The 22,242-nt window shown below is 65.3% G+C and carries 25 protein-coding genes; 14 read left to right on the forward strand and 11 right to left on the reverse strand.

Annotated elements, in window-relative coordinates; all coding sequences use genetic code 11:
* On the forward strand, window positions 1–848 hold an 848-nt coding region (locus VF497_RS18365; protein WP_330891499.1), incomplete at its 5' end, for a hypothetical protein.
* 27 nt (window positions 849–875) lie between these two features.
* On the opposite strand, the gene VF497_RS18370 is transcribed toward VF497_RS18365, so the two are convergent.
* The 3 genes from VF497_RS18370 to VF497_RS18380 form a co-directional block, all read right to left on the reverse strand.
* On the reverse strand, window positions 876–1,532 hold the full coding sequence (locus VF497_RS18370; protein WP_330891501.1) for an ECF-type sigma factor: 657 nt from the start codon (window positions 1,530–1,532) through the stop codon (window positions 876–878).
* 194 nt (window positions 1,533–1,726) lie between these two features.
* Window positions 1,727–2,302 (reverse strand): cytochrome b, encoded by a 576-nt coding sequence (locus tag VF497_RS18375; protein ID WP_330891503.1) that lies wholly within the window; start codon window positions 2,300–2,302, stop codon window positions 1,727–1,729.
* Between the two features lie 27 nt (window positions 2,303–2,329).
* Window positions 2,330–2,854, reverse strand: coding sequence for a hypothetical protein (locus VF497_RS18380; protein WP_330891506.1), 525 nt, complete (start codon window positions 2,852–2,854; stop codon window positions 2,330–2,332).
* 201 nt (window positions 2,855–3,055) lie between these two features.
* Between VF497_RS18380 and VF497_RS18385 the strand changes: the two genes are divergently transcribed.
* Window positions 3,056–4,942 (forward strand): hypothetical protein, encoded by a 1,887-nt coding sequence (locus VF497_RS18385; RefSeq protein ID WP_330891508.1) that lies wholly within the window; start codon window positions 3,056–3,058, stop codon window positions 4,940–4,942.
* A 7-nt stretch (window positions 4,943–4,949) separates the two neighbouring features.
* On the opposite strand, the gene VF497_RS18390 is transcribed toward VF497_RS18385, so the two are convergent.
* Window positions 4,950–5,771, reverse strand: a complete 822-nt coding sequence (locus VF497_RS18390) for a polysaccharide deacetylase family protein (protein ID WP_330891510.1) — start codon at window positions 5,769–5,771, stop codon at window positions 4,950–4,952.
* A gap of 89 nt (window positions 5,772–5,860) precedes the next feature.
* Between VF497_RS18390 and VF497_RS18395 the strand changes: the two genes are divergently transcribed.
* From VF497_RS18395 to VF497_RS18425, 7 genes are all read left to right on the forward strand, one after another.
* Window positions 5,861–7,033: an acyl-CoA dehydrogenase family protein gene (locus tag VF497_RS18395; RefSeq protein WP_330891512.1), complete on the forward strand. Its 1,173-nt coding sequence runs from the start codon at window positions 5,861–5,863 to the stop codon at window positions 7,031–7,033.
* Between the two features lie 4 nt (window positions 7,034–7,037).
* Window positions 7,038–7,580: a GNAT family N-acetyltransferase gene (locus VF497_RS18400; RefSeq protein WP_330891514.1), complete on the forward strand. Its 543-nt coding sequence runs from the start codon at window positions 7,038–7,040 to the stop codon at window positions 7,578–7,580.
* Between the two features lie 57 nt (window positions 7,581–7,637).
* Complete coding sequence (locus VF497_RS18405) at window positions 7,638–8,240, forward strand: glutathione S-transferase family protein (protein ID WP_330891516.1); 603 nt, start codon at window positions 7,638–7,640, stop codon at window positions 8,238–8,240.
* Entirely contained in the window at window positions 8,237–9,406 is a 1,170-nt protein-coding gene (locus tag VF497_RS18410; protein WP_330891518.1) for a hypothetical protein, read from the forward strand. The genes VF497_RS18405 and VF497_RS18410 overlap by 4 nt, the downstream gene beginning before the upstream one ends.
* Window positions 9,407–9,482: 76 nt before the next feature.
* Window positions 9,483–11,753 (forward strand): thiamine pyrophosphate-dependent enzyme, encoded by a 2,271-nt coding sequence (locus tag VF497_RS18415; RefSeq protein WP_330891520.1) that lies wholly within the window; start codon window positions 9,483–9,485, stop codon window positions 11,751–11,753.
* A gap of 53 nt (window positions 11,754–11,806) precedes the next feature.
* Window positions 11,807–12,700, forward strand: coding sequence for an adenylate/guanylate cyclase domain-containing protein (locus VF497_RS18420; RefSeq protein ID WP_330891522.1), 894 nt, complete (start codon window positions 11,807–11,809; stop codon window positions 12,698–12,700).
* Between the two features lie 169 nt (window positions 12,701–12,869).
* Window positions 12,870–13,307: a hypothetical protein gene (locus VF497_RS18425; protein ID WP_330891524.1), complete on the forward strand. Its 438-nt coding sequence runs from the start codon at window positions 12,870–12,872 to the stop codon at window positions 13,305–13,307.
* Between the two features lie 30 nt (window positions 13,308–13,337).
* Here the strand turns inward: VF497_RS18425 and VF497_RS18430 are convergent, their stop codons facing one another.
* Window positions 13,338–14,276 (reverse strand): AraC family transcriptional regulator, encoded by a 939-nt coding sequence (locus tag VF497_RS18430; protein ID WP_330891526.1) that lies wholly within the window; start codon window positions 14,274–14,276, stop codon window positions 13,338–13,340.
* Window positions 14,277–14,388: 112 nt separating this feature from the next.
* On the opposite strand from VF497_RS18430, the gene VF497_RS18435 reads away from it, so the two are divergent.
* The gene (locus tag VF497_RS18435) at window positions 14,389–14,730 is read left to right on the forward strand and encodes a carboxymuconolactone decarboxylase family protein (protein WP_330891548.1); all 342 of its coding nucleotides are present in this window, start codon (window positions 14,389–14,391) and stop codon (window positions 14,728–14,730) included.
* Window positions 14,731–14,741: 11 nt separating this feature from the next.
* Window positions 14,742–15,731: an SLAC1 anion channel family protein gene (locus tag VF497_RS18440; protein ID WP_330891528.1), complete on the forward strand. Its 990-nt coding sequence runs from the start codon at window positions 14,742–14,744 to the stop codon at window positions 15,729–15,731.
* A gap of 20 nt (window positions 15,732–15,751) precedes the next feature.
* Here VF497_RS18440 and murB read toward each other — a convergent pair whose 3' ends face one another.
* The 6 genes from murB to VF497_RS18470 all read right to left on the reverse strand — a co-directional run bounded on the left by murB (window position 15,752) and on the right by VF497_RS18470 (window position 19,391).
* Entirely contained in the window at window positions 15,752–16,834 is a 1,083-nt protein-coding gene (gene murB / locus VF497_RS18445; RefSeq protein ID WP_330891530.1) for a UDP-N-acetylmuramate dehydrogenase, read from the reverse strand.
* Window positions 16,831–17,862: a quinone-dependent dihydroorotate dehydrogenase gene (locus VF497_RS18450; protein ID WP_330891533.1), complete on the reverse strand. Its 1,032-nt coding sequence runs from the start codon at window positions 17,860–17,862 to the stop codon at window positions 16,831–16,833. The genes murB and VF497_RS18450 overlap by 4 nt, the downstream gene beginning before the upstream one ends.
* Window positions 17,862–18,512, reverse strand: a complete 651-nt coding sequence (locus tag VF497_RS18455; RefSeq protein ID WP_330891535.1) for a hypothetical protein — start codon at window positions 18,510–18,512, stop codon at window positions 17,862–17,864. Before VF497_RS18455 ends, VF497_RS18450 begins: the two co-directional genes overlap by 1 nt.
* Complete coding sequence (locus VF497_RS18460; RefSeq protein ID WP_330891537.1) at window positions 18,509–18,718, reverse strand: hypothetical protein; 210 nt, start codon at window positions 18,716–18,718, stop codon at window positions 18,509–18,511. The genes VF497_RS18455 and VF497_RS18460 overlap by 4 nt, the downstream gene beginning before the upstream one ends.
* Window positions 18,718–19,002, reverse strand: a complete 285-nt coding sequence (locus VF497_RS18465) for a plasmid mobilization protein (RefSeq protein WP_330891539.1) — start codon at window positions 19,000–19,002, stop codon at window positions 18,718–18,720. Before VF497_RS18465 ends, VF497_RS18460 begins: the two co-directional genes overlap by 1 nt.
* Before the next feature lie 140 nt (window positions 19,003–19,142).
* A complete protein-coding gene (locus VF497_RS18470) occupies window positions 19,143–19,391 on the reverse strand; it encodes a DUF4190 domain-containing protein (RefSeq protein ID WP_414706947.1) in 249 nt (82 codons plus the stop codon).
* A 139-nt stretch (window positions 19,392–19,530) separates the two neighbouring features.
* On the opposite strand from VF497_RS18470, the gene VF497_RS18475 reads away from it, so the two are divergent.
* The 3 genes from VF497_RS18475 to VF497_RS18485 form a co-directional block, all read left to right on the forward strand.
* A complete protein-coding gene (locus VF497_RS18475; RefSeq protein ID WP_330891542.1) occupies window positions 19,531–19,758 on the forward strand; it encodes a GDCCVxC domain-containing (seleno)protein in 228 nt (75 codons plus the stop codon).
* Between the two features lie 103 nt (window positions 19,759–19,861).
* Complete coding sequence (locus VF497_RS18480; protein WP_330891544.1) at window positions 19,862–20,266, forward strand: heavy metal-responsive transcriptional regulator; 405 nt, start codon at window positions 19,862–19,864, stop codon at window positions 20,264–20,266.
* Window positions 20,266–22,242 (forward strand): heavy metal translocating P-type ATPase (locus VF497_RS18485; protein ID WP_330891546.1); only part of this gene is annotated, 1,977 nt, incomplete at its 3' end. The genes VF497_RS18480 and VF497_RS18485, both read left to right, overlap by 1 nt.

The following is a 22,242-nucleotide window of genomic DNA, read 5'->3' on the forward strand; positions in this document are numbered from 1 at the left end:
GTCCGCGTGGCCGCATCCTGTTCTACTGGGGCTGCAGCGCGACGGTGAAGCCGGGCCAGCCGCGCGTGATCGACATGGCGAAGTTCTCGGCGCAGGACTACGCCGGCTTCATGCAGGGCCGCAGTGTGCCCGATCGCGGCGCACGTGCCGAACCCGGCTACGCGATCTGGCCGAACGATCGCGAGAACTCGCGCGTCGCGCGCGGCGCCTCGGTCGCAGGTGATCACGTCGTGACCGGCGAGGGCGTGCCCGACAATCTGAAGTTCACCCTGTCACGCGACCAGGATTTCATGCCGAGCTTCCGCGTCGAATCCGGCGGCAAGCTCGCCGAGTCGATCCGCGTGCACTGGCAGTCGATTGCGCAGGCGCGCGCCTACTTGCTCACTGCGATGAGCGCGAGCGAGGACCAGTCCGGCGCGCCCGACCTCGTGCTGTGGAGTTCGTCCGAACTGCCCGATCCGGGTACCGGCCTGATGAACTACGCCTCGAACGCGAACGCCGACAAGTGGCTGCGCGAGAAGGTGTTGCTCGCGCCGACGACGACCGAGTGCGAGGTGCCGGCAGGCATCTTCGCCGAGGCCAGGAACGCGATGCTGCAGGGCATCGCCTACGGCAACGAGGCTAATTTTTCCTATCCGCCGAAGCCCGCGAATGCGCCTGCTTCGTGGTCGCCCGACTGGGTCGCGCGCGTGCGCAACAAGTCGGTGGCGATGAACATGCTCGGCGAGAACGCCGCGCCGATGAACGGGCGCAGCCGTGGCGAAGAAGGCGGCCGTGACGGCGAGGGCCGCGGCAAGCAGGAAAAGAAAGGCCCGGTCGACGCGCTCAAGGGCCTGTTCGGCCACTGACCATGGCAGGCATCCGCCGGCGCAGCGTCAGGCCGGCGGTTCGACCTGCGCCGCCTCGAGCTCGCGGCGCAGGAACAGCCGCGCCATAGTCCAGTCGCGCTTGACCGTGGCCGGCGAGAGGTCGAGCGTCTGCGCGACTTCCTCGATCGAGAGGCCGCCGAAGTAGCGCAGGTGCACGACCTGGACCTGCCGCTCGGACAGCTTGGCGAGATTGTCGAGCGCGGCGTCGAGGGCGAGGAAATCCATCTCCACGCGCAGCGCGCCGCCTTCGTCATCGGCGCCGATGTCGTGCGCTGACGGCACGCCGGAGCTTTGTTCGAGGCGATCGAGACTGGTCACGGCCACGTCGCCGCCGCGCTTCTGCGCGCGCTGCGCACGCGCGTGGTCGACGAGCACGTGGCGCATGATCTGTGCGGCAAGGCGGATGAAATGCGCGCGGTCGTTGAGTTCCAGTTCGCGCCGGTCGGCGAGGCGCAGGAAGACCTCGTTGACCAGCGCGGTCGGTTGCAAGGTGTGATCGGGGCGTTCCTGCTGCAGCTGGCGGCGCGCGGCGCGATGCAGCTCGTCGTAGACGCGCGGCATCAGCCGCGCCATCGCTCCCGATTCGCCCGCGGCGTAGCGGTGCAGCAGCGTCGTCAAGGCTTCGTCGGGAGTGGGCTGGGGCGTGCGGGCGGAGTCGTTCATCGTGACGCGTCTGGCTGCGGGAGTCGCGAACAGCGACGGGCTTCGCCATTCGAATGCGGCGAACCGAGATGCAGTATAGGGTTTTCGGTTTGCACCGGCGCATCTTCGCCCGTCCAACGGCGGGGCGCCGCGAGACCGCTCACGCGCAAAATGAGGATTGCATCACGCGATGGTCGATGTCGTGCTTCGGGACATCAGCGAAGCGAGCCTGGAAGGATGCGGCGCATCAGGCCATCTTTGAGCACGAGGTGGTGATAGAGCCCGGCGAGCGCGTGGAAGGCGGCGACGATGATGATCGCGTGGCCCAGGTATTCGTGCGCGAGGCCGAGCAACTGCTTGGTCGCCTTGTCGAAGATCTGCGGCTCGGGGAACTCGAACATCCAGAAGAACGCCAGCGGTTCCTGCTGGGCGATACGCCAGCACACGCCGATCACGGCCTGGACGACGAGCATGACGTACAGGCCGTTCTGCACGATGGAGGCGATGAGGTTCTGCGCGGCGCTGCTGCTCGGGTCGGGCAGCCGCAAGCGTCGGAACAGGCGCCAATAGACGCGCAACGCGAGTACGACGATGAACAGGAGGCCGAACGAGATGTGCAGCGCCTGCAGCAACTTGCGTGTCGGCGTGCCGCGCGGCAGCTCGCCCCAGATGATCGCCGCGGCGTACAGCCCGATCACGAAGACCACCACGATCCAGTGCAGCAGGATCGTGGTGCGGTCGTAGCGCAAATCGGACTGCGGTTGTGGAACGGATCGAGTCGGCAGGCTCATCGTGATCTCCCTGGTAAACGACGTGCGTCAGAATTCACCGACCGCATGCGCCTTGGCCAGCAGCGCGCGGCGGAACGAATCGGGCAGCGGCTTGTGCCAGTTGACGTAGAGGTTTTCGTACTCGGTCGGAATCCAGCCTGCGGCGACCGCGACTTCGCGCGCGCGCGGATCGCCGGTGTAGCCGAAGAATGCGTCGCAGCAGTCGGCGTAGCGCTCGAACGCGTATTTGAGGATGACGAACCAGGTGCCGCCGGCAGCGTACAGCGCGTCGCGCTCGTGTACCTGCATGCGCTTGACCGTGTCGCCGTTGCTGCATGAGCCGCCGGAGAGATAGATGTCGCCGAACGGGCGCATGTGCGAGTAGCCGAGCACATGCGAGGCGCCGTCGGCGTCGCGGTACAGCGCGACGATATGGCGCGGGAAATCCGGGGCCGGATGGGCGAACTTGCGCCGGAACAGCGCGCCGATGAGGAATTCGGCATCGTCGATCTCGGTGATCGTGATGAAGCCGCGCAGCGACTCGGGCAGGGTGTGCAGGGCGGGACGGAGCATGGATGCGGAACCGGTCGTCAGGGGAGGCGAAGGGTAGCGGACTCGCGCACAAATCCCAATGCCGGCGCGTGGATACCGTGGCGTACTGAAGCTCACCGGATTGAACGCGCCGACGCCGTCGCGAGCGCAATGCGAAGCCGTGGCGAGCCAGCCGAACGCTGCGAATCGGTTAGGATGCGGCAAATTTTACGTGGCCCCTCGATGACCGAATCCTTGATCCGCTCGCCGCTCGCTGTCGCCTCCGCGCAGCATATGCGCGGCTGGCGCCTCGCCGGAGCGGCGTTCTGTTGCCTGATGTTCGTGCTGCACGTCGCTGCCGGGTTGCACTCGGCCGGTGTCACCGATTTCTGGCGCGACATCTACTGGTCAACGTTGATCGCGCACGGCGAACGTTTCCCGCCGCCGGGGCCGCCAATCAATCAGGTCGTCGAACTCGGGCCGTGGTGGTACTACCTGCTCGCGCTGCCGATTTTTTTGACCGGGCGCATCGCCGCGGCTGCGGTGACGATCCAGGCGCTGGCCGCGTTGAAGTATTTCCTCGCCTGGTGCATCGGCACGCGACTGCTGGATGCGCGCTTCGGTTTCGCGTTTGCCGTGTGCATGGCGGTGGCGGGATGGTCGACCGTGCCGTTCCTGTTTCCCAGCCATCCGGCCGTGGTCGAAACGACGTTGCTGCTGCTCGCGCTCGCCACATTGCGCTTGTGCGCGAATCTCTCCGCGGGCAATGCGCTGCTGTTCGGACTGGCCGCCGCGGCCTGCGTGCACGCGCATCCGACGACGCTGCCGTATCTGGTCGTTGCCGGTGGCGCCGTACTGTGGCGGCATCGAAGCGCGTCGGCCTTGGCTCTGTTGGGCCTCGCCGCCGTCGTCGTGTTGCTGAGCCTGCTGCCGCCATGGCTAGATCCCGAGCCGATCGATGAACTTCTGCGCAGGAGCTGGTCCGACTACGCGGCGAACGATGTCGGCAACGGTTTCGCGCAGCGCCTGCCGAAATTCATCGCCGGCCTTCTCGTCGGCGGCGCGTGGAACGGCTTGCTGCTGCTGACGCCCTGGCGGTTGGCGACAGTCAAGCTCGCGTGGTGGATTTATTGCGTCTGTCTCGCCATCGCGCTCGCGGGTGTAGCGGCGCTGTCATTGCATGCGACGGCGCTGCGTCGTTGGCTTGCGGCCGCGGCACTGTTGCTCGGGCTGCAGATCCTGTTCGTGCTCGGCATACGCGGCTGGACGGCGATCTGGATGCTGCCCTCGTGCCTGCCGCCGCTTGCATTCATCGTCGCGGCCGGCTGGTACGAATGGCTCGCCGCGCCGGGTCCGCGCGTGCGTCGCGTCGCGCTGCCGGCGCTGCTGGTTTCGGCGTTGTTGTCGATCGCGCCGTTCGGATTCTTCCTGCGCGATCTGCACGGCGTTCGCGTTGCGCCGAACGCCAACTACTTCAACGTGGTCGGCAGTCCGGATGGCTACGTCACCGTGCCGGGCTCGCCGCTGTCGGTGCGCCAGATCGATGCGCTCGGTGCCGAGCTGTGCACGCCGGCGAATCTGCATGCGCGCCTGGCGACGGCGATCGACAAGTCGCTCGCGACGAGTGCGCGCAATGCCTGTGGAACCTGGCCGGATCTGCTGTTCGGTGGCCAGCGCGCGGGCGCGCATCTGGCCGGCATTCCGCAGCGTTTGGCGGCCACGATCGGCATCGCGCCTGACAAAACAGTCGGGGGTCTAGCCTTGTACTCGCACGTGCGAGCGATCGCGCCCGCAACGGGATCGCCGCGGCCCCGGCTCGACCGCATGCGCGTCGGCATCGATATCGTCGGCGCACAGCCGGCGCCGCTCGCATACGACTTCACGACCGGTCCCGACGACGTCGTCGTCCTCACCAACCGTCGTCCGCAGACCGCGATGATGACCGTACATGAAGTCGAGGCCAACGGCGCGCCGGCGCAGAAGCTGTACGAGGAAGGCAATTGGCAGGTCTATCGCTGCGCGGTCTGTTCGGCGGGTGCAGCGGCGAACTGGCAGCTGCGCCTCGATGCGGTTGAAGCCATCCTCGATCTCGTGGTGCTGGAAAAAGTGCCAGCGTCCGCGGCGCGGTAACGACGAGTCAGCCGCGCATTTCGCGCAGCAGACTCTCCAGTTCGCCGGGTGTCTTCCAGTGGTGGCCGCAGACGTAGCGCGGGATCAGCCAGCGATCGGTGTTCGCTTCGACCGGATGCGGCTCACCGGTGAATGCAGCGCGCTGACGATGCTCATGCGCGTGGCGCGGCAGGTATTCGCGTACGAGGTAATCGTTCCACTCGCCGTAGGGATAGGCGAACAGCGTGCTGCGTTGTGGCGCGAGGTGCGCATCGAGCCAGTCGGCGGCGGCGCGGATCTCGGCGTCGGCATCGGCGCGGTTGTCGATCGTGCTGAACGTGCCCTTGCGCTGCTCGTGCTGCACGGTGCGCGGCAGCGTCGCGTGGTTGTGGTCCCAACTGTGGTTCTCGATCGCGATGACGCCTTCGCGCGCGGCTTCGCGCCACCAGTCATCGCGCCACCAGTCGCGGCCGGCCATGCAGGTGACGTCGAGCACGGCGCGTGCGTCGGGCGAGACGATGACGAAGCTCGTCATCTGCGCGCGCCGGCCCGTCTGCTCCGTGTGATCGCGCAGGATGCCGGCGAAGCCGCGCTGCGGGCCGTAGTGCGGATGCTCCATGTCGTGCCAGTCGAAGAATGAGCCGTCGTCGCAGGTCAGCGCAACGGCATTTTCCACACTGGATTGCGGCACCTCACCGAGCAGCGCGTCGACGACTTCCGTCACGGAGACGATGCGCAGGCCGAGCCGCGCGATCGTGCGCAGATCCTCGGCGAGCGCGACATGATTGTTGCTGTCATAGTCGTTGCCGGCGATGTTGCTCGAGTGGTAGGTGAGAATTGGTACCTTCATGTCGCGACAAATCTGGCTGGTGACTCGACCAATGGCGGCCCCCTAGAATAACGGGTTATTGCCCGTCTTTCGTTTCCGGAGTTTGTTTCATGGCCGCCACCGCGCTCAATCCCGTCGATCTCTACGACGTCCGTTCGCTGCTCACCGAAGAAGAACGCATGGTGCAGGACACCGTCGCGCGCTTCACCGACGAGCGCGTGCTGCCGATCATCGGCGACTGCTTCGACAAGGCGCGCTTTCCGACCGAGCTGATTCCCGAGATGGCCGAACTCGGTCTGCTCGGCGCCACGTTGCCGGCCGAATATGGCTGCGCCGGCATGAACGGCGTCAGCTACGGCTTGATCTGCCAGGAACTCGAGCGCGGCGACTCGGGCCTGCGCAGCTTCGCCTCGGTGCAGAGCTCGCTGTGCATGTATCCGATCTACGCCTACGGCAGCGAGGAGCAGAAGAAGCACTGGTTGCCGCAGATGGCGGCCGGCAAGGTCATCGGCTGCTTCGGCCTGACCGAACCGCGCGGCGGCTCCGACCCGGCCAACATGAAGACGCATGCGAAGAAGAATGGCGGCGACTGGGTCATCAACGGCGCGAAGATGTGGATCACCAATGGCAATCTCGCCAACATCGCGATCGTCTGGGCGCAGACCGACGAAGGCATCCAGGGCTTTATCGTGCCGACCGACAGCAAGGGTTTTGCCGCGCAGGAAGTGCACAAGAAAATGAGCTTGCGCGCTTCGGTCACGAGCGGCCTGTTCTTCGACAACGTGCGCGTGCCTGATGCGAACCGCCTGCCGAATGTGAAAGGTTTGAAAGGCCCGCTCGGTTGTTTGACCCAGGCGCGCTACGGCATCACCTGGGGCCCGATCGGCGCGGCGATCGCCTGCTTCACCGAGACCACCGAGTACGCGAAGAACCGCATGCTGTTCAAGCGCCCGATCGCCTCGACGCAGGCGGTGCAGATCAAGCTCGCCGACATGGCGCGCCGGATTACGCTTGCGCAGTTGCTCTCGCTGCAACTCGGACGTTTGAAGGACGCAGGCAAGATGCAGCCGACGCAGGTGTCGCTGGCGAAATGGAACAACTGCCGCATGGCGATCGACATCGCGCGCGAGTGCCGCGACATCCTCGGCGCCGCCGGCATCACCACCGAGCACAGCCCGATCCGCCACGCGCTCAATCTCGAATCGGTCATCACCTACGAGGGCACCGAGACCGTGCACCAGCTCGTCGTCGGCCGAGAGGTGACGGGTATCAACGCGTTCTGATCGCATGTCGCGCGAAACACTCCGAATCGAAACCCCGCGCCTGATCCTGCGTCCGATCGCGCGCGAGGATTTCGACGCCTGGGCCGTGTTCATGGCCGACGAAGAATCGGCGCGCTTCATCGGCGGTGCGCAGCCGCGCGCAGCGGCATGGCGCGGGTTCCTGACCATGGCTGGCGCATGGACGATCCAGGGCTTCAGCATGTTCTCGGTGATCGAGAAGGCGAGCGGTTGCTGGATCGGCCGCATCGGCCCGTGGATGCCCGAAGGTTGGCCCGGTACCGAAGTCGGCTGGGGCCTCGCCCGCGAGGCGACCGGCAAGGGCTATGCGACCGAAGCAGCAACCGCGGCGATCGACTGGGCCTTCGATCAGCTCGGCTGGATCGAGGTGATCCATTGCATCGAGCCGCCCAACGTCAATTCGGCTGGCGTGGCGGCAAGGCTCGGTTCACGTCTGCTGCGGCAAGCTGCATTGCCGCCGCCGTTCAGCGACAAGGTCTGCGACATCTGGGGCCAGTCGCGCGAGGAGTGGCGGGCACGCACACGTTGAGGCGCCGCTCGACTGCGCCGCGCATCGTGCGCAGAATGGGTCGGAAGGAGGCTCGGCGTGGTCACCGTCTACGGCATGAAAGCCAGCGGCAACTGCTACAAGGTGCAGTTGCTGCTCGAACAACTGCAGCGGCCCTACCGCTGGGTCGACATCGACAGCGCGCATGGCGAGACGCGCACGCCGCAATTCCTCGCCAAGAACGCGAACGGCAAGGTGCCGCTGCTCGAACTCGACGACGGCCGGCTGCTGTCCGAGTCGAACGCGATCCTCCACTTCCTCGCCGAAGGCACGCCGTATCTGCCGGCCGACGCATGGTTGCGCGCGCAGGTGCTGCAATGGATGTTCTTCGAGCAGTACAGCCATGAGCCCTACATCGCCGTGGCGCGCTTCATCTGCGGCTGGCTGCCGACGGACCACGCGCGCCGCACCGAACTGCCGCGCCTGCTCGAACGCGGCGCGCAGGCGCTCACGGTGATGGAGAAGCATCTTTCCGGGCGTGAGTTCTTCGCAGGCGACAGCTACACGATCGCCGACATCGCGCTGTTCGCCTACACCCATTGCGCGGCGGACGGCGGTTTCGATCTCGCTGCGTATCCCGAGGTGTGCACTTGGCTTGCGCGCGTTCAGGCGCAGCCGCGGTTCGTGCGCATGCAGGTGTGAACGTGTTCGTCGGCGAGCGCATGGGTCGGTTGCTGCGGCGCGCGGCGACAATGCTGATGTTGTCGCTGCTCGCATGCTCTGCGTTCGCGGCTGCGGTTCCACCGCGGTTGCCGATCGTGCCGCGCGACATGCCGCCGACGCGCCCGTTTCCCTACGCCGGTCCCTTGCGCGGCGGCAGCAATTTCCTCTGGTACACGCTCGGACCGAGCTGCGATCGTGAGCCCTACGGCATCGTGCCGAACTACCATCATGCCGAAGTGCGTGCCCAGGTACGCGCACAACTCGCGGCGATGTTCGCTTCCGGCCAGGCGCGGCTGAGCCTCGGCGTCTATTTTGCCCACGGCGTGGCGACCGGAACCGCGATCGATTCGAGCGATCCGGCAGCAGTCGCGCAGGCGGCGCAGAACACGGCGAACCTGCTCGCCGACGTGAGGGATGCGGGTTTTCATCAGGTGTTGTTCCGCTTCTTCCCGGTCGGCGTGATTTATCCGCCGAATGACAACTTCGATCCGTCGCTGGTCGGCGAATACTGGAATTTCATCCAGGCCATTCGCCCGGCAGTGACGGGAGCGGGGCTCGCATACCTCATCGATCTCGGCGTCGAGATGCTGCCGCGCGATTCCGACTTGCCATTCATTCCTGACCCGTGGAAGTACCCGAACAATACCGACTGGAGCCACGCGGTGCGCACGCTCTGGCAGAACTACTACGCGGCCTATGGCAGCACCGACACGATCGGTTTCTCCTCGTTGACCGATGACGCCGCCGACACGATGCTCTCGCGCGTGCGCCACATGCGCTACGTCTACGACATCGGCGGCGGCAACCCGCGCTATCCGGCGATATTCGCGATCGATGTCTACGGCGACGCGGCCGCAAACGAGACGGTCAAGTTCACCCAATTCGATCAGGCGTTGCGGCAGGAAGATTCGAGCGGTGCGCTCGGCTGGCGTGACGCGCCGGTGATCGTCGCTGAGATGTACTACGACGATCCGGTCGCCGCGGAAAACCTGCAGGCCGCAATGAAAGCCACCAAACGCAGAGTGCCGTTCCTGACTCAATGGCCGCTCGACCGCGGCGCTAGTGCTCCGACCGGGGGCAATTGCGACGCGACCAACGTCCTGCCGCCGTTCACCTGGAGCGTGTACGGCCACTACGGCTTCTGAATCCGGCCGAATTGGCCCTGCGCGCTGTGGCAGAAATCCCATAAAATACGCGCCAATCTTCCCCGAAATCCGCGCCATGAACGCCGTCGTCAACCCGATTCCCGCCCGCCACAAGAACGTCAACCGCGCCGAAGTCTGCGATGCGAACTTCACCGAATTCGTGCGCGACTGGAACGACACGCCGGCAGCGCGTGGCGCGCATCCGTCGGCGCCGATCACGTCGGACAGCCTGTGCACGCGCGAAGACTTCGTCCAGTTGTTCGACTCGCAGTTGATCAGCCGCCACCTCGACCTGATGGCGCGCGTGCTGCGTGTGAAGAACAAGGTGTTCTACACGATCGGCTCGAGCGGACACGAGGGTAACGCGATGGTCGCGCGGCTGACGCGGCACACCGATCCTGCGTTCCTGCACTACCGCAGCGGCGGCTTCATGGCCGAGCGCTTCCGCAAGCTGCCGGGCATGGACCCGATCATGGATTCGGCGTTGAGCTTCGCGGCGAGCGCGGAAGATCCCGCGAGCGGCGGACGCCACAAGGTGTGGGGCAGCAAACCTTTGTGGGTGTTGCCGCAGACGTCGACGATTGCCTCACACCTGCCGAAGGCGCTCGGCACCGCGGTCGCAATCGAGCAGGCGCGGCGCATCGGCCACACGCTGCCCATTCCGCAAGACTCGATCGCGATCTGTTCGTTCGGCGACGCTTCGAGCAACCACGCCACCGCGCAAACCGCATTCAACGCCGCGGCGTGGACTGCCTACCAGCAACTGCCCGCGCCCGTGCTGTTCGTCTGCGAGGACAACGGCATCGGCATCTCGGTGAAGACGCCGACCGACTGGGTCCGCGCCAATTTCGAGGGCCGCCGCGACCTCGACTATTTCTACGCCGACGGCCTGGATCTTGCCACGGGCTACGAAGGCGTCGCGCGCGCTGTGCATCATTGCCGCACGACGCGCCGGCCGACCTTCCTGCACCTGCGCACGACGCGCATCATGGGTCACGCCGGCACCGACTTCGAGATCGAGTGGCGCAGTTTCGAGGAGTTGATGGCGGTCGAAGCCACCGATCCGCTGCTGCGCAGCGCGGCGATCGCGCTCGAAACCGGTGTGTACACGAAGGAACAATTGCTCGCGCGTTATGAGGATTTCCGCGCAAAGTGCTTCGCCGCCGCCGAAGCGGCCGACCGCACGCCGAAGCTGACTACGCTTGCCGAAGTCGTGGCGCCGCTGGCGCCGTACTCGGCGGCCAAGGTGAAGGCCGAAGCGCAGCGCGCGGACTACGAGACGCAGCGCGTCAAGGCGTTCGGCGGCGCGGAAAAACTGCCGGAGAAATTGCCGCCGCGCCATCTCGCGATCCAGATCAACAACGCGCTGCACGACCTGATGGCGAAGTATCCGGAGAGCCTGCTGTTCGGCGAGGATGTCGCGCAGAAGGGTGGCGTGTACACGGTCACCAAGGGCCTGCACAAGGCGTTCAAGAACGCGCGTGTGTTCAACACGCTGCTCGACGAAACGATGATCTTCGGCCTGGCCCAGGGTTTTGCCAACATGGGCATGCTGCCGATCCCGGAGATTCAGTACCTCGCCTACTTCCACAACGCGGCCGACCAGATCCGCGGCGAGGCCGCCTCGCTGCAGTTCTTCTCGAACAACCAGTACAAGAATCCGATGCTCGTGCGCATGGCCGGCCTCGGCTACCAGCGCGGTTTCGGCGGGCACTTCCACAACGACAACTCGATCGCCGCGCTGCGCGACATTCCCGGTCTCGTCGTCGGCTGCGCAAGCCGTGGCGACGACGCGGCGACGATGCTGCGCACGCTCGCCGCGCTGGCCAAGGTCGACGGCCGCGTCGCGATCTTCCTCGAACCGATCGCGATGTACATGACCAAGGATCTGTACGCGGCCGGCGACGGCGAATGGTCGTTCGCGTATCCTGCGCCGGATCAGGCGATGCCGCTCGGCGAAGCCCGCGTCTACCACGCCGAGGCCAACGATCTCGTCATCTTCACCTACGGCAACGGCGTCACCATGAGCCTGCGTGCCGCGCGCGAGATCGAGAAGGCGCGCGACTGGAAAGTGCGTGTCGTCGACCTGCGCTGGCTGGTGCCGCTCAACGAGGCGCAAGTCGCCGCGCAGGCGAAGACGGCGAAACGCATCCTCATCGTCGACGAAGGCCGCCACAGCGCCGGCGTCGGCGAGGGCATCATCACCGCGATCGCCGAAGCCGGTTTCGGCGCGACGCCGTTCAAGCGCGTGGTCGGCGCCGACACCTACACGCCGCTCGCCGGTGCGGCGTTCCTCGTGCTGCCGGGCGAGGCGGATATCGTCGCGGCGGCGCAGTCGCTTTCGTAGGGGCACGTCGGGCCGCGCCCCGTGTGCCGGGTTTCCGGCTAAACTTTGCGTCGATGAGCGAGCAACTGACCATCCTGTTTGCCGACGTCAGCGGCAGTACCCGGCTGTTCGAGACGCGCGGCAATATTGAAGCGCGGCGTCTCGTCGCGGCCATGCTCGGTGCGCTCGGCGAAGTGGCGCGCCAGCACGGCGGACGCGTGATCAAGAACATCGGCGACGAGATCCTGTGCACCTTTCCCGGTCCGATCCAGGGCCTGCTCGGCGCGGTCGACATGCAGAAACGCATCGCCGCGGACGAGGAGTGCGCGCGTGAATTCCTCGCGATTCGTGTCGGCCTGCATCACGGCGAGACACTCGTCGAAGACGGCGACGTCTACGGCGATGCGGTCAACACCGCCGCGCGCATGACCGCGCTGGCCAAGCGCGAGCAGATCATCGCGACTGCCTCGACGGTGAAGCTTCTGACCAATGCCGGCATGCTGCGCACGCGTTCGATGGGGCAGACGCGAGTCGCCGGGAAGCTCATGCCGATCGACATCGTCGACGTGCTCTGGCAGGAAGACACCTCAAACGTGACCATGGTCCAGCGTGCGATTTCGACCGGCAACTTCAGCGTGCCGCGCGTGCGCCTGCAACTGCGCTACCGCGGCCGCGCGATCGACCTCGACGAACTCGCGCCGCCGTTCACGCTGGGGCGCGATCTTTCCTCCAGTCTCGTCATCGATGCCGAATGGGTATCGCGCAATCACGCGCTGATCGAATACAAGCGCGGCTACTTCGTCGTCTCCGACCGTTCGACCAACGGTTCCTGGGTCAAGTTCGGTGACGACGACGAGTTGTCGTTCCACCGCGACGAGGTGCGCCTGCTGCGCAACGGCACGATCAGCCTCGGCCAGGCCAGCGCGCTCAATCCGGATCACCTGCTGTACTTCCAGTGCAGCGACTAGACGTTGAGCCCGGGCGCTACCCTGCCTGACCGCGCGACCGCGATCGCGGGCAGCGGCTTTCACAAAACCAAGATTGATTTGTCGATTCCGCGCTTCGCCGTTCGTCTTCTAGACAGAAGCAGGGCAGGCGACAAGCGATGACGCCGCTGCGGGAGTCGAGGAAGCGATCATGTCCGCCGAATGCACATTCAAATCCGAATCCGCGGGCGCGGCCGCTTCGGCGGCTACCGAGCTTGGCAAGCTCGCGCCACCCGCAGTCCGGGCCGGCGTGCTGCTCGCGAGCATCGCCAACAATGTGATGGCGAACCCGCGCAACGCGGCGATCGTGGCGGTACTGATCGTGGTTGCGTTGCCGCTCTATTTGTACTGGAAGCGGCGACGCAGTGCAGGCCGCGCGATGCTTGAATCCTTGTGCGGAAACGGAGCGCTCGCCATGGTCTTGCGCGATGCGCATCGTGCGGGCACGCCCCATGCCGCCACGGCCGATCGGCAGACGCGCGCTCCGCGCCGTGCCGCGCATGCGATCCCGGCAAGGATCGGCATCGGCTTGACCGGCGCAAACGGCGACAACACCTGCATTGCAACTGCAAGCAACGCCACGGCGTAGATCGTTCGATCCCGGCTGCGGCGAGATCAGCTAAGCCGTTTTCTGGCTCCTACGCCATCTGCCAGGTGTCTCGCCAACGACTTTCTGAAACGCCTTGCCGAACGCCGCCTCCGAGTCGTAGCCCACCGCTTGGCCGATCTCGGCCAGACCACGATCCGTATGCCGGATCAGATCGCAGGCCCGCATCATGCGAACGGTCAACAGGAATTCGCCGACCCCCATGCCGGCTTTCGCGCTGAACTGGCGCGCGTAGGTCGCCCTGGACATGGAAACTTTCTCGCCGAGCGAAGCGATAGTCCAGTCGCGCGACAAGTCCTGCAGCACCGCACGGACCGACGAGCCGAGACGCCGATCCGCCATGATCGTCAGCAGGCCGGGAGGCGCGCGTTCGTCTACGCCATGTTGTCGCAGGGCGAAGGTCAGAATGGCCTGACCCAGCGCATTCACGACGGCAAGAGCTCCTGCCTGCGCGAGCGTCGCCTCGCGTTGGAGCAGGGCGATCAGGGAGCTGAACAGTTCTCCGCCCGCCACGTTCTGCAGATTCACGTGCACTGCGGACGGTAGCGCGCGAAGCAGCATGGAACCCGCGCCGTAGGCACAGACGAATCGCCCGCAAAGCAGATCCAGATCGGCGTCGGCAGCATTGCGCACATTGCCCTTGATCGGCAAGGTGCTGTCCTGACTCGAGCGCAAGCGGCGCACCGGCCGACTTGTTTTCGATTGCGCGGAGCGCGGCGGAAGCACATCGTGCGCATCGCCATGCGGCAGCAACAGGAAGTCCCCGGCGTTCAACTCGGTCCAGCCGGTGACGGTGCGCACGCGACATTTGCCCGCCATCACCAGATGAAATGGCGCTTCACCGGGCGCGAGTGTTTCATGCGCAACGGCATATTTGCCGGCAAGCAGGCAGTGAACGTCCATGCGCACAGTCATGCGGCTGAGGCTGAGAAGTTGGCTGAGCGCATCCATGAGACGAATAAGCTAAATAATGAGCTTTTTAATCGGTGTACGGATCATTCCGATCCGAAATAATACGCCTCGAAACAACCGGGTGCACCGCGCCCACTATCCGGAGAAGAACATGCTCGACTGGAATGAATATCGTCGTGAGTTGATGGGCCGCATCGGCGAAATGGGCAAACTGTCCCCCGATTCACTGGCCGGTTATCAAACACTTTCCGCCGCCGGCAAGAAAACGAACCACCTCGACGCGAAGACGCGCGAACTCATCGCGCTGGCGGTGGCGGTAACCAGCCGCTGCGACGGCTGCATCGTGGTCCACGCGACCGAGGCCAGCAAGCTGGGGGCCAGCCGCGAAGAAGTCGCCGAGGCGCTTGGCGTGGCGATCGCGCTCAATGCCGGCGCGGCGATGGTTTACTCCGCGCGGGCTTTGGATGCGCTATCCGCCGTTTCGGCCGCTTGAGGGCGAATGCAATGTCTGCAGTGGATCATGTTGTCGATGCAGCGCCGGCGCGGTGGTTGCCGGTCGCACTGTTTGGATCGGTGATGGGGCTTGTCGGATTGAGCCTGGCCTGGCGTCTGGCGCACGCCCGCTTTGGTGTGCCGCTTTGGGTGGCTGACAGTATCGGCGTGGCGGGCATCGCTGCGTTTGTCGCCATGGTTGCGGGCTATGCGGTCAAGGCTGCGACAGGATTCACCCACGTCAAGGCCGAGTTTCTGCACCCGGTCACGGGTGCCTTGTTTGGCACGCCCCTGATCAGCGCCTTGCTGTTGCCGATCGTCCTCGCGGACTACAGCCTGCCGTTTGCGCGAGGCCTGTGGGCGGCTTCGGCTCTCGGCATGACCTTGTTCGCATGGCACATGGCCAGCCGCTGGTTGGGTGTCCGCCAACAGCCGGCGCATGCCACGCCGGCCTGGATCGTTCCGCTGGTGGGCTTGCTCGACATACCGCTGGCGGTGCCGGCGTTGGGCTTCGCCGAACCGCCGCATGCGGTAATGATGTTCGGATTGGCGGTGGGGCTTTTCTTCGCCGCCCCGCTTTTCACCATGATTTTTTCCCGGTTGATGTTCGAGAAACCGCTGCCCTCGGGCATGTCGCCGTTGCTGATGATCTTGCTGGCCCCGTTTGCGGTGGGGTTCTCCGCCTATGTGACTACGCTGGGCCAGGTCGATGCGCTGGCGGAAGGATTGTTTGCGTTGAACGTATTCCTGCTCGCGGTGTTGTTGACGCGCCTGCGCCATCTGCCGAGCTGCTGCCCGTTCCGCGTGTCCTGGTGGGCGGTCAGCTTCCCTCTGGCGGCAACGGCCGGCGCCGGACTGCGTTATGCCGCCTATTCCAAGACGCTCTGGGCCGATGGACTGGCGCTGCTCTTGCTCACGCTGGCCACAGCCGTCATCGGCGGGCTGCTGATCCGAACCTTGATTGGAATTGCGCGGGGCGAAATGCAGCAGTTGTCGAGTTGAAACGACGGGCCGCTGCTGCTTCAAACTATCAGCGGCTCGGGTTCCAGCGCCACGCCGAAGCGCGTGAGCACAGTCTGTTGGATGTGCCGCGCAAGCGCCCAGATCTGCGCGCCGCTCGCACTGCCGTAGTTGATCAGCACCAGGGCGTGCTGGTCCGATACGCCCGCGTCACCCTCGCGGAATCCCTTGAGTCCACAGGCTTCGATCAACCAAGCGGCCGACAGTTTCGCCAGGCCGTCCGCCAGCGGCCAAGTCGGCATCCGCGCATACTCGCTTTTGAGCGCTGCAGCGAGGTCGGCTGAAACGATCGGGTTCTTGAAGAAGCTGCCGGCGTTGCCCGTGGTAACCGGATCGGGCAGTTTGCGTGTGCGCACGCGCGAGATCGCGTGTGCGACCGCGCGCGCGTCGGCCACGCCCACGCCCATCGCGGCGAGTTCCTCGCGCACGCCGTCGTAGTCAAGGCGCAGTTCGCGCTGGCGCGGCAGCAGGAAATCTACGGCGGTGATGAGATAGCGGCCGCTCTCGTGCTTGAATAGCGAGTCGCGATAGGCGAAAGCGCAGGCGGCGCGGTCGAGGCGTACGATTGAATTCGTCGTGCGATCGTAGGCAGACACGGCATCGACGAATTCGCCGACCTCGACGCCGTAGGCGCCGATGTTCTGGATCGGCGTCGCACCGACGCTGCCCGGGATCAGGGCGAGATTCTCCAGGCCGCGCAGGCCGTGGGCCAGCGTCCAGTGGACGAAGTCGTCCCAGACTTCCCCTGCCGCGGCGCGCACGAGCGCGGCATCGCCCGGCGTGCCCGGCACGTGTTGCTCGATGACGTCGAGGCCGCGCGTGCGCAGCGCGAGGACGACACCGGGCCAGTCGCGCGTGAACAACACGTTGCTGCCGCCGCCGAGGATCAGCACCTCGCGATTCTGCGTGGCGGCTTCCTCGAGCAGGCCGGGTACGGCATCGAATTCGTGCACGTCGATCAGCGTCGCCGCGCGCGCGGGCACGCGGAACGTCGTGCGGTCGAGCAGCGAGGCGTTCTCGTGCACCGTGTAGCAGCCGTATGCCGTGGCCATCGGCTTGTTCGAATCGATTCCCTGATCGTTCATGCTGTTTTGCCGTTGCGTGCGCGCAGCGCCTCGACGCATTCGCCGATCAGCGCCGGCCCGCGAAACACCAGGCCGGAGTAGAACTGCACGAGGCTCGCACCCGCGGCAAATTTCTCCGCCGCATCCGCACCGCGCGTGATGCCGCCGACGCCGACCAGCGGAACCTTGCCGCCGAGGCGCTGCGCCATGCCGCGCAGCACCGCGGTCGCCTTCGCCATCAGCGGCCTGCCGGAAACGCCGCCGGCTTCCTGCGCATGGCGCGCACCCGCGATCGCGTCGCGAGCGATCGTCGTGTTCGTGCAGATCAGGCCGTCGATCTTCGTCGCCAGCAGCACGGCGGCGATGCCGTCGAGCTCGGCTTCGCTGAGGTCCGGCGCGATCTTGAGCAGCATCGGCTTGCGCGCGCCGTGCTGTGTCGCGAGCTGCTCCTGACGTTCGCGCAAGGTACCGACGAAGCGCTTGAGCGTTTCCTCTTCCTGCAGATCGCGCAGGCCCTGCGTGTTCGGCGAGGAGATGTTGACGGTGATATAGCTCGCGCGCGCATAGACGCGCTCGAGGCAATGCAGGTAGTCGTCGACCGCGCGCTCGTTCGGCGTGTCCTTGTTCTTGCCGATGTTGATGCCGAGCACGCCGTTGAACTTCGCGCGCTCGACATTGCGCACGAGCGCATCGGCGCCGCCGTTGTTGAAGCCGAGACGGTTGATCACGGCCGCGTGCTCGGGCAGGCGGAACATGCGCGGTTTCGGATTGCCGGCCTGCGCGCGTGGTGTCGTCGTGCCGACTTCGATGAAGCCGAAACCGAGCGCGGCGAGCGCATCGACGTAGGCGCCGTTCTTGTCGAGTCCCGCGGCGAGCCCGACCGGATTGGGGAAATCGATGCCGAACACGCGCGTCGGCAACGGGGTGGGCCGGAGCGCAAGCAGCGGATTGAGACCGGTGCGGTACGCGGCCTCGATCGAGGTCAGCGCGAGATCGTGCGCGCGCTCGGCGTCGAGGCAGAACAGGAAGGGGCGGGCGAAAGCGTACATCACGAATCGGAGGACGTCTGTTTGGTCAAATCGGTGAGAAATTTCAGGCCCGCGCTGACAATTCGAGAGAAGTTGTCGGTATACCAACCCATTGCCGTCGCCATTCCCGAGAGTTCAGAGGGAGAAACAAGAAGATCTGAAAGTCTTTTGGGGTGCGTGAGCCGATCCCGAACTTTCACGCAACTTCGAAGGTCGGCAAAGCCGTTATCACTGTAGTTTGGCGTTTCTGCGATTCTGTACGCGCGTGCGAAAACACTGAATGCGAATCTGAGATTCGGAAGAAACCTCAAGTTTTTATTTCTAGAAACGGACTTGCCGGATTCATCAATATCAACATCTATTTCACGGCAGACGAAAATGTCCTCGGTAGAAATGTTTTCCGGAAAATTGAGTGAAAGGAATTTCAAAGCGTAGTTATTCGCTTCAAAGAATGCGTAGCAAGCCCGTACATAACTTCGGCGCGCTTGTTGAAACGAATTGTTTGGATCACTTTCGTGTTGGGGTACAAAAGGGACGTCGTTACTGAAAGTCTGTTGCACATGCTTGTCGACGTCGGCGCCGAGTACATTAAACAACGTCATCGCATTTACGACGGAAGTGTTTATGCGCTCGAGCTGCTCCAAGCTGAAGCGTTCATTTGACGAAGTCATTTGTCGTGCGACTTCGAGGATAGCCGCGGTGCTTTGTTGGTTTGACGTTGAGCGATCTCGACCATCGTCTCGATGCGGATTAGGCGCTTGTCGATCTCGTTGGCGACGTTGGCGAGCTTGTCGACGTTCTTCGCCAGGCGGTCGAGGTCGTCGCGCATGCGCAAGACGTCCTTGAGCACTTTCACCGCGTCGAGCAGGGCGCCCATCAGCCGGTCTTCGTCGGTTTGGCCTGACGGCTGGCAATGCTCGCGAGCGCGCGCTCGACCGAGGCATTGGCCGCGCGCACGCTGCGGCGCATCGCCGGCAGCGCTTCGCGCAGCTCGGCGGTCAGGGCGACGAGTTCGCGCGGGTCATCGATCGTGCTGACGCCGTAGGCGCGCACGGCCTCGCGCATCAGTTCGCTCATGTTCATGCCGCGTTCCTTGGCGAGGCTGCGGTAGTGGCGCTTGTCTTCGGGGGAGACGAGCAGGGTGAGGCGCTGCGTTTTCATGGCGGCCATCTCTTCAGGAGTGCAGCCGGGGACGGCTGCTTTTTGATCTCGATGATCAGGACGATCACAAGGATCATGTGCACACACATGATAATGTCATGTGCATGTCGATTCAATGTTGACGCAAACCGAATTCCCGCTCAGTGCAGGTGCGCGGCCAGCCAGGCAAAGCCGCCGAAGAAGGTGAGCAGGGCGAATGCGGCGAGCACAAACAGCACGAGGTGCAGGTAGCCGAGGACGAGCCCGGCCAGCGCCAGACCGTCGCCCTGGATCGCGCCCGGCGGCGCACGCCGGATCTCGCCGCGCGCGACGTGGCCGCAGACGATCGCGATGATCGCGCCGAAGAACGGCAGTCCCAGCCAGCTCAGAATGCCGAAGATGAGGCTCATGATCGCGCTGACGCTGGTGGTGTTCTGCATCGGTGTGTTCATGCTGCACTCCCTACGCTGGCCGATGCCATCATACCCGGGCCGCATGCCCGTCGCCTGTATCGTTGGTAACGCCTTGCCCGTCCACTATGATGGACGCATGAACGCGATCATCATCGAATCCACGCTGACCTGCCCCGAGTGCGGGCAGGCAAGCACGGAAACGATGCCGACCGACGCCTGCCAGTGGTTCTATGACTGCCGGCATTGCGGCGCGCTGCTCAAGCCGAAGCCGGGCGATTGCTGCGTGTTCTGCTCCTACGGCGACGTGCCTTGTCCGCCTGTTCAGGCCGAGGGCAAAAGCGGCTGCTGCGCGCCGGCAGCCTGAACGAATCCGACGAACGTATCCCGCCGTCGCGGCGGACTTGAAGCCAGCTGTTGACTCTGGACCATGGTCCAGACTCTAGACTTTGCGTCGAAGAGGATCTGACATGGCGAATTTCAGCATCGGCCAACTGGCCCAGCGCAGCGGCGTCGCGATCGACACGGTGCGCTACTACGAACGCAATGGTCTGTTGCAGCCGGCGGGGCGTCTCGCCTCGGGCTACCGACGCTACGGCGAGGCGGAACTCAAGCGCCTGCGCTTCATTCGCCGCGCCAAGGCGCTCGGCTTCACGCTCGAGGACATCCGCGCCCTGTTGGCGCTGAGCGCGGAGCGCAACGTCGCCAAGGTCAAGCGTGCGGCCCAGGCCAAGCTCGCCGACATCGATGCGCGCATCGCCGAGCTGGAGCGCGTGCGCGGCGGGCTGCACAAGCTGATCGCGGCCTGCCCGGGGCACGGCCGCGCCGAGGCATGTCCGATCCTCAATGCCTTGAACGAAGAGGAGCGCAACTGATGTCGGCACACGAGCATTCGCACGAACACCACCACGCCCAAGCGCCCGCCGCGCCGAGCTGCTGCGGCGCGCACAAGCACGCGCCTGCTCCGGCGGCTACGCCGGCGGGCGCGATCGATCCGGTCTGCGGCATGCAGGTCAAACCCGACACGTCCCATCGCGCCGACCACGCCGGCCAGGAATACCTGTTCTGCTCGGCAGGATGCCGGACGAAGTTCGTCGCCGACCCCGTGCGCTATCTCACGCCGAAAGAATCCATCGAGCCGGTGGCGCCTGCGCCTGCCGGAACGAAGTACATCTGCCCGATGCATCCGGAAATCGTGCGCGACGCGCCCGGCACCTGCCCGATCTGCGGTATGGCGCTGGAACTCGCGATGCCGAGCCTCGACGACGGCGAGAATCCCGAGTTGACCGATTTCCGCCGCCGTTTCCTGTGGACCTTGCCGCTGTCGCTCGCGGTGTTTGTGCTGGCGATGTTCGGCCATTCCTTCGCCGCGCTATCGACGACGACGCGCACCTGGCTCGAATTCGCGCTCGCCGCACCGGTCGTGCTCTGGGCCGGCTGGCCGTTCCTCGAGCGCTGGGCGCAGTCGATCGCGAACCGCAGTCCAAACATGTGGACACTGATCGGCACCGGCGTGATCGCCGCGTTCGGCTACAGCGTGGTCGCGACCGTCGCACCGCAGGCGTTCCCGGATTCGTTCCGCGAGCACGGCCGCGTCGGCGTGTATTTCGAAGCGGCGGCGATCATCGTTTCGCTGACCTTGCTCGGTCAGATCCTCGAATTGAAGGCGAGGTCGAGTACCTCCGCTGCGATCAAGGCGCTGCTCGGGCTTGCGCCGAAAACGGCACGACGCCTGCGCCACGATGGCGGCGAAGAAGACGTGCCACTGGATCAAGTGCAGGTCGGCGACCGCCTGCGCGTGCGTCCGGGCGAGAAGGTGCCGGTCGACGGCGTCGTCGTCGACGGTCGCTCGAGCATCGACGAATCGATGCTGACTGGTGAGCCGATTCCTGCGGAGAAGAATCCAGGTGACGAGGTGATCGGCGCAACGCTCAACGGCACCGGCAGCCTCGTGATCCGCGCCGAGAAGGTCGGTGCAGAAACCGCACTCGCGCAGATCGTCGGCCTCATCGCCCAGGCGCAGCGCACGCGTGCGCCGATGCAGCGCCTCGCCGATCGAGTCAGCGTCTGGTTCGTGCTCGCGGTGCTCGCGGTCGCGGTGACGACGTTCTTCGCCTGGGGCGTGTTCGGCCCGGAACCGTCATGGACCTACGCGATTGTCAACGCAGTCGCCGTGCTGATCATCGCTTGCCCGTGTGCGTTAGGTCTGGCCACGCCGATGACGGTGATGGTCGCGAGCGGCCGCGCGGCACAGGCCGGCGTGCTGTTCCGCGACGCCGAAGCGATCGAGCGCCTGCGCACGATCGACACGCTCATCGTCGACAAGACCGGCACGCTGACCCAGGGCCGGCCCGCATTCCGCGACGTCGTCGCGACGGTCGATGCCAGCGTCGAGGAAGTGCTGCGCCTCGCGGCAAGCGTCGAACAGGGTAGCGAACATCCGCTCGCTGCGGTGATCGTGGCCGAGGCGCGACGGCGCGGGCTGGCGATCGAAACCGCGACCGATTTCGAATCGACGACCGGCAGCGGCGTGCGCGGCCACGTCGGTGCGCATCGCGTCGCGCTCGGCAGCGCCGCGTTGATGCGCGCGACGAGCGTCGACATCACGGCCCTGAACGACGATGCGGAACGTTTGCGCGAGGAAGGCGCCAGCGTGGTTTTCCTCGCCGCGGATGGCCGCGCGCTCGGTTTGATCGCGGTCGCCGATCCGATCAAGGATTCGACACCCGAGGCGGTCGCCGCACTGCACGCAGCCGGCTTGCGCATCATCATGGCCAGCGGCGACGGTGCCACGACAGCACAGGCCGTGACCACGCGCCTCGGCATCGACGAAGTGCACGGCGAGGTGCGC

Origin of the sequence: Rudaea sp. (genome assembly GCF_036383415.1) — a bacterium.
Taxonomy (GTDB): Bacteria; Pseudomonadota; Gammaproteobacteria; order Xanthomonadales; family Rhodanobacteraceae; genus Rudaea.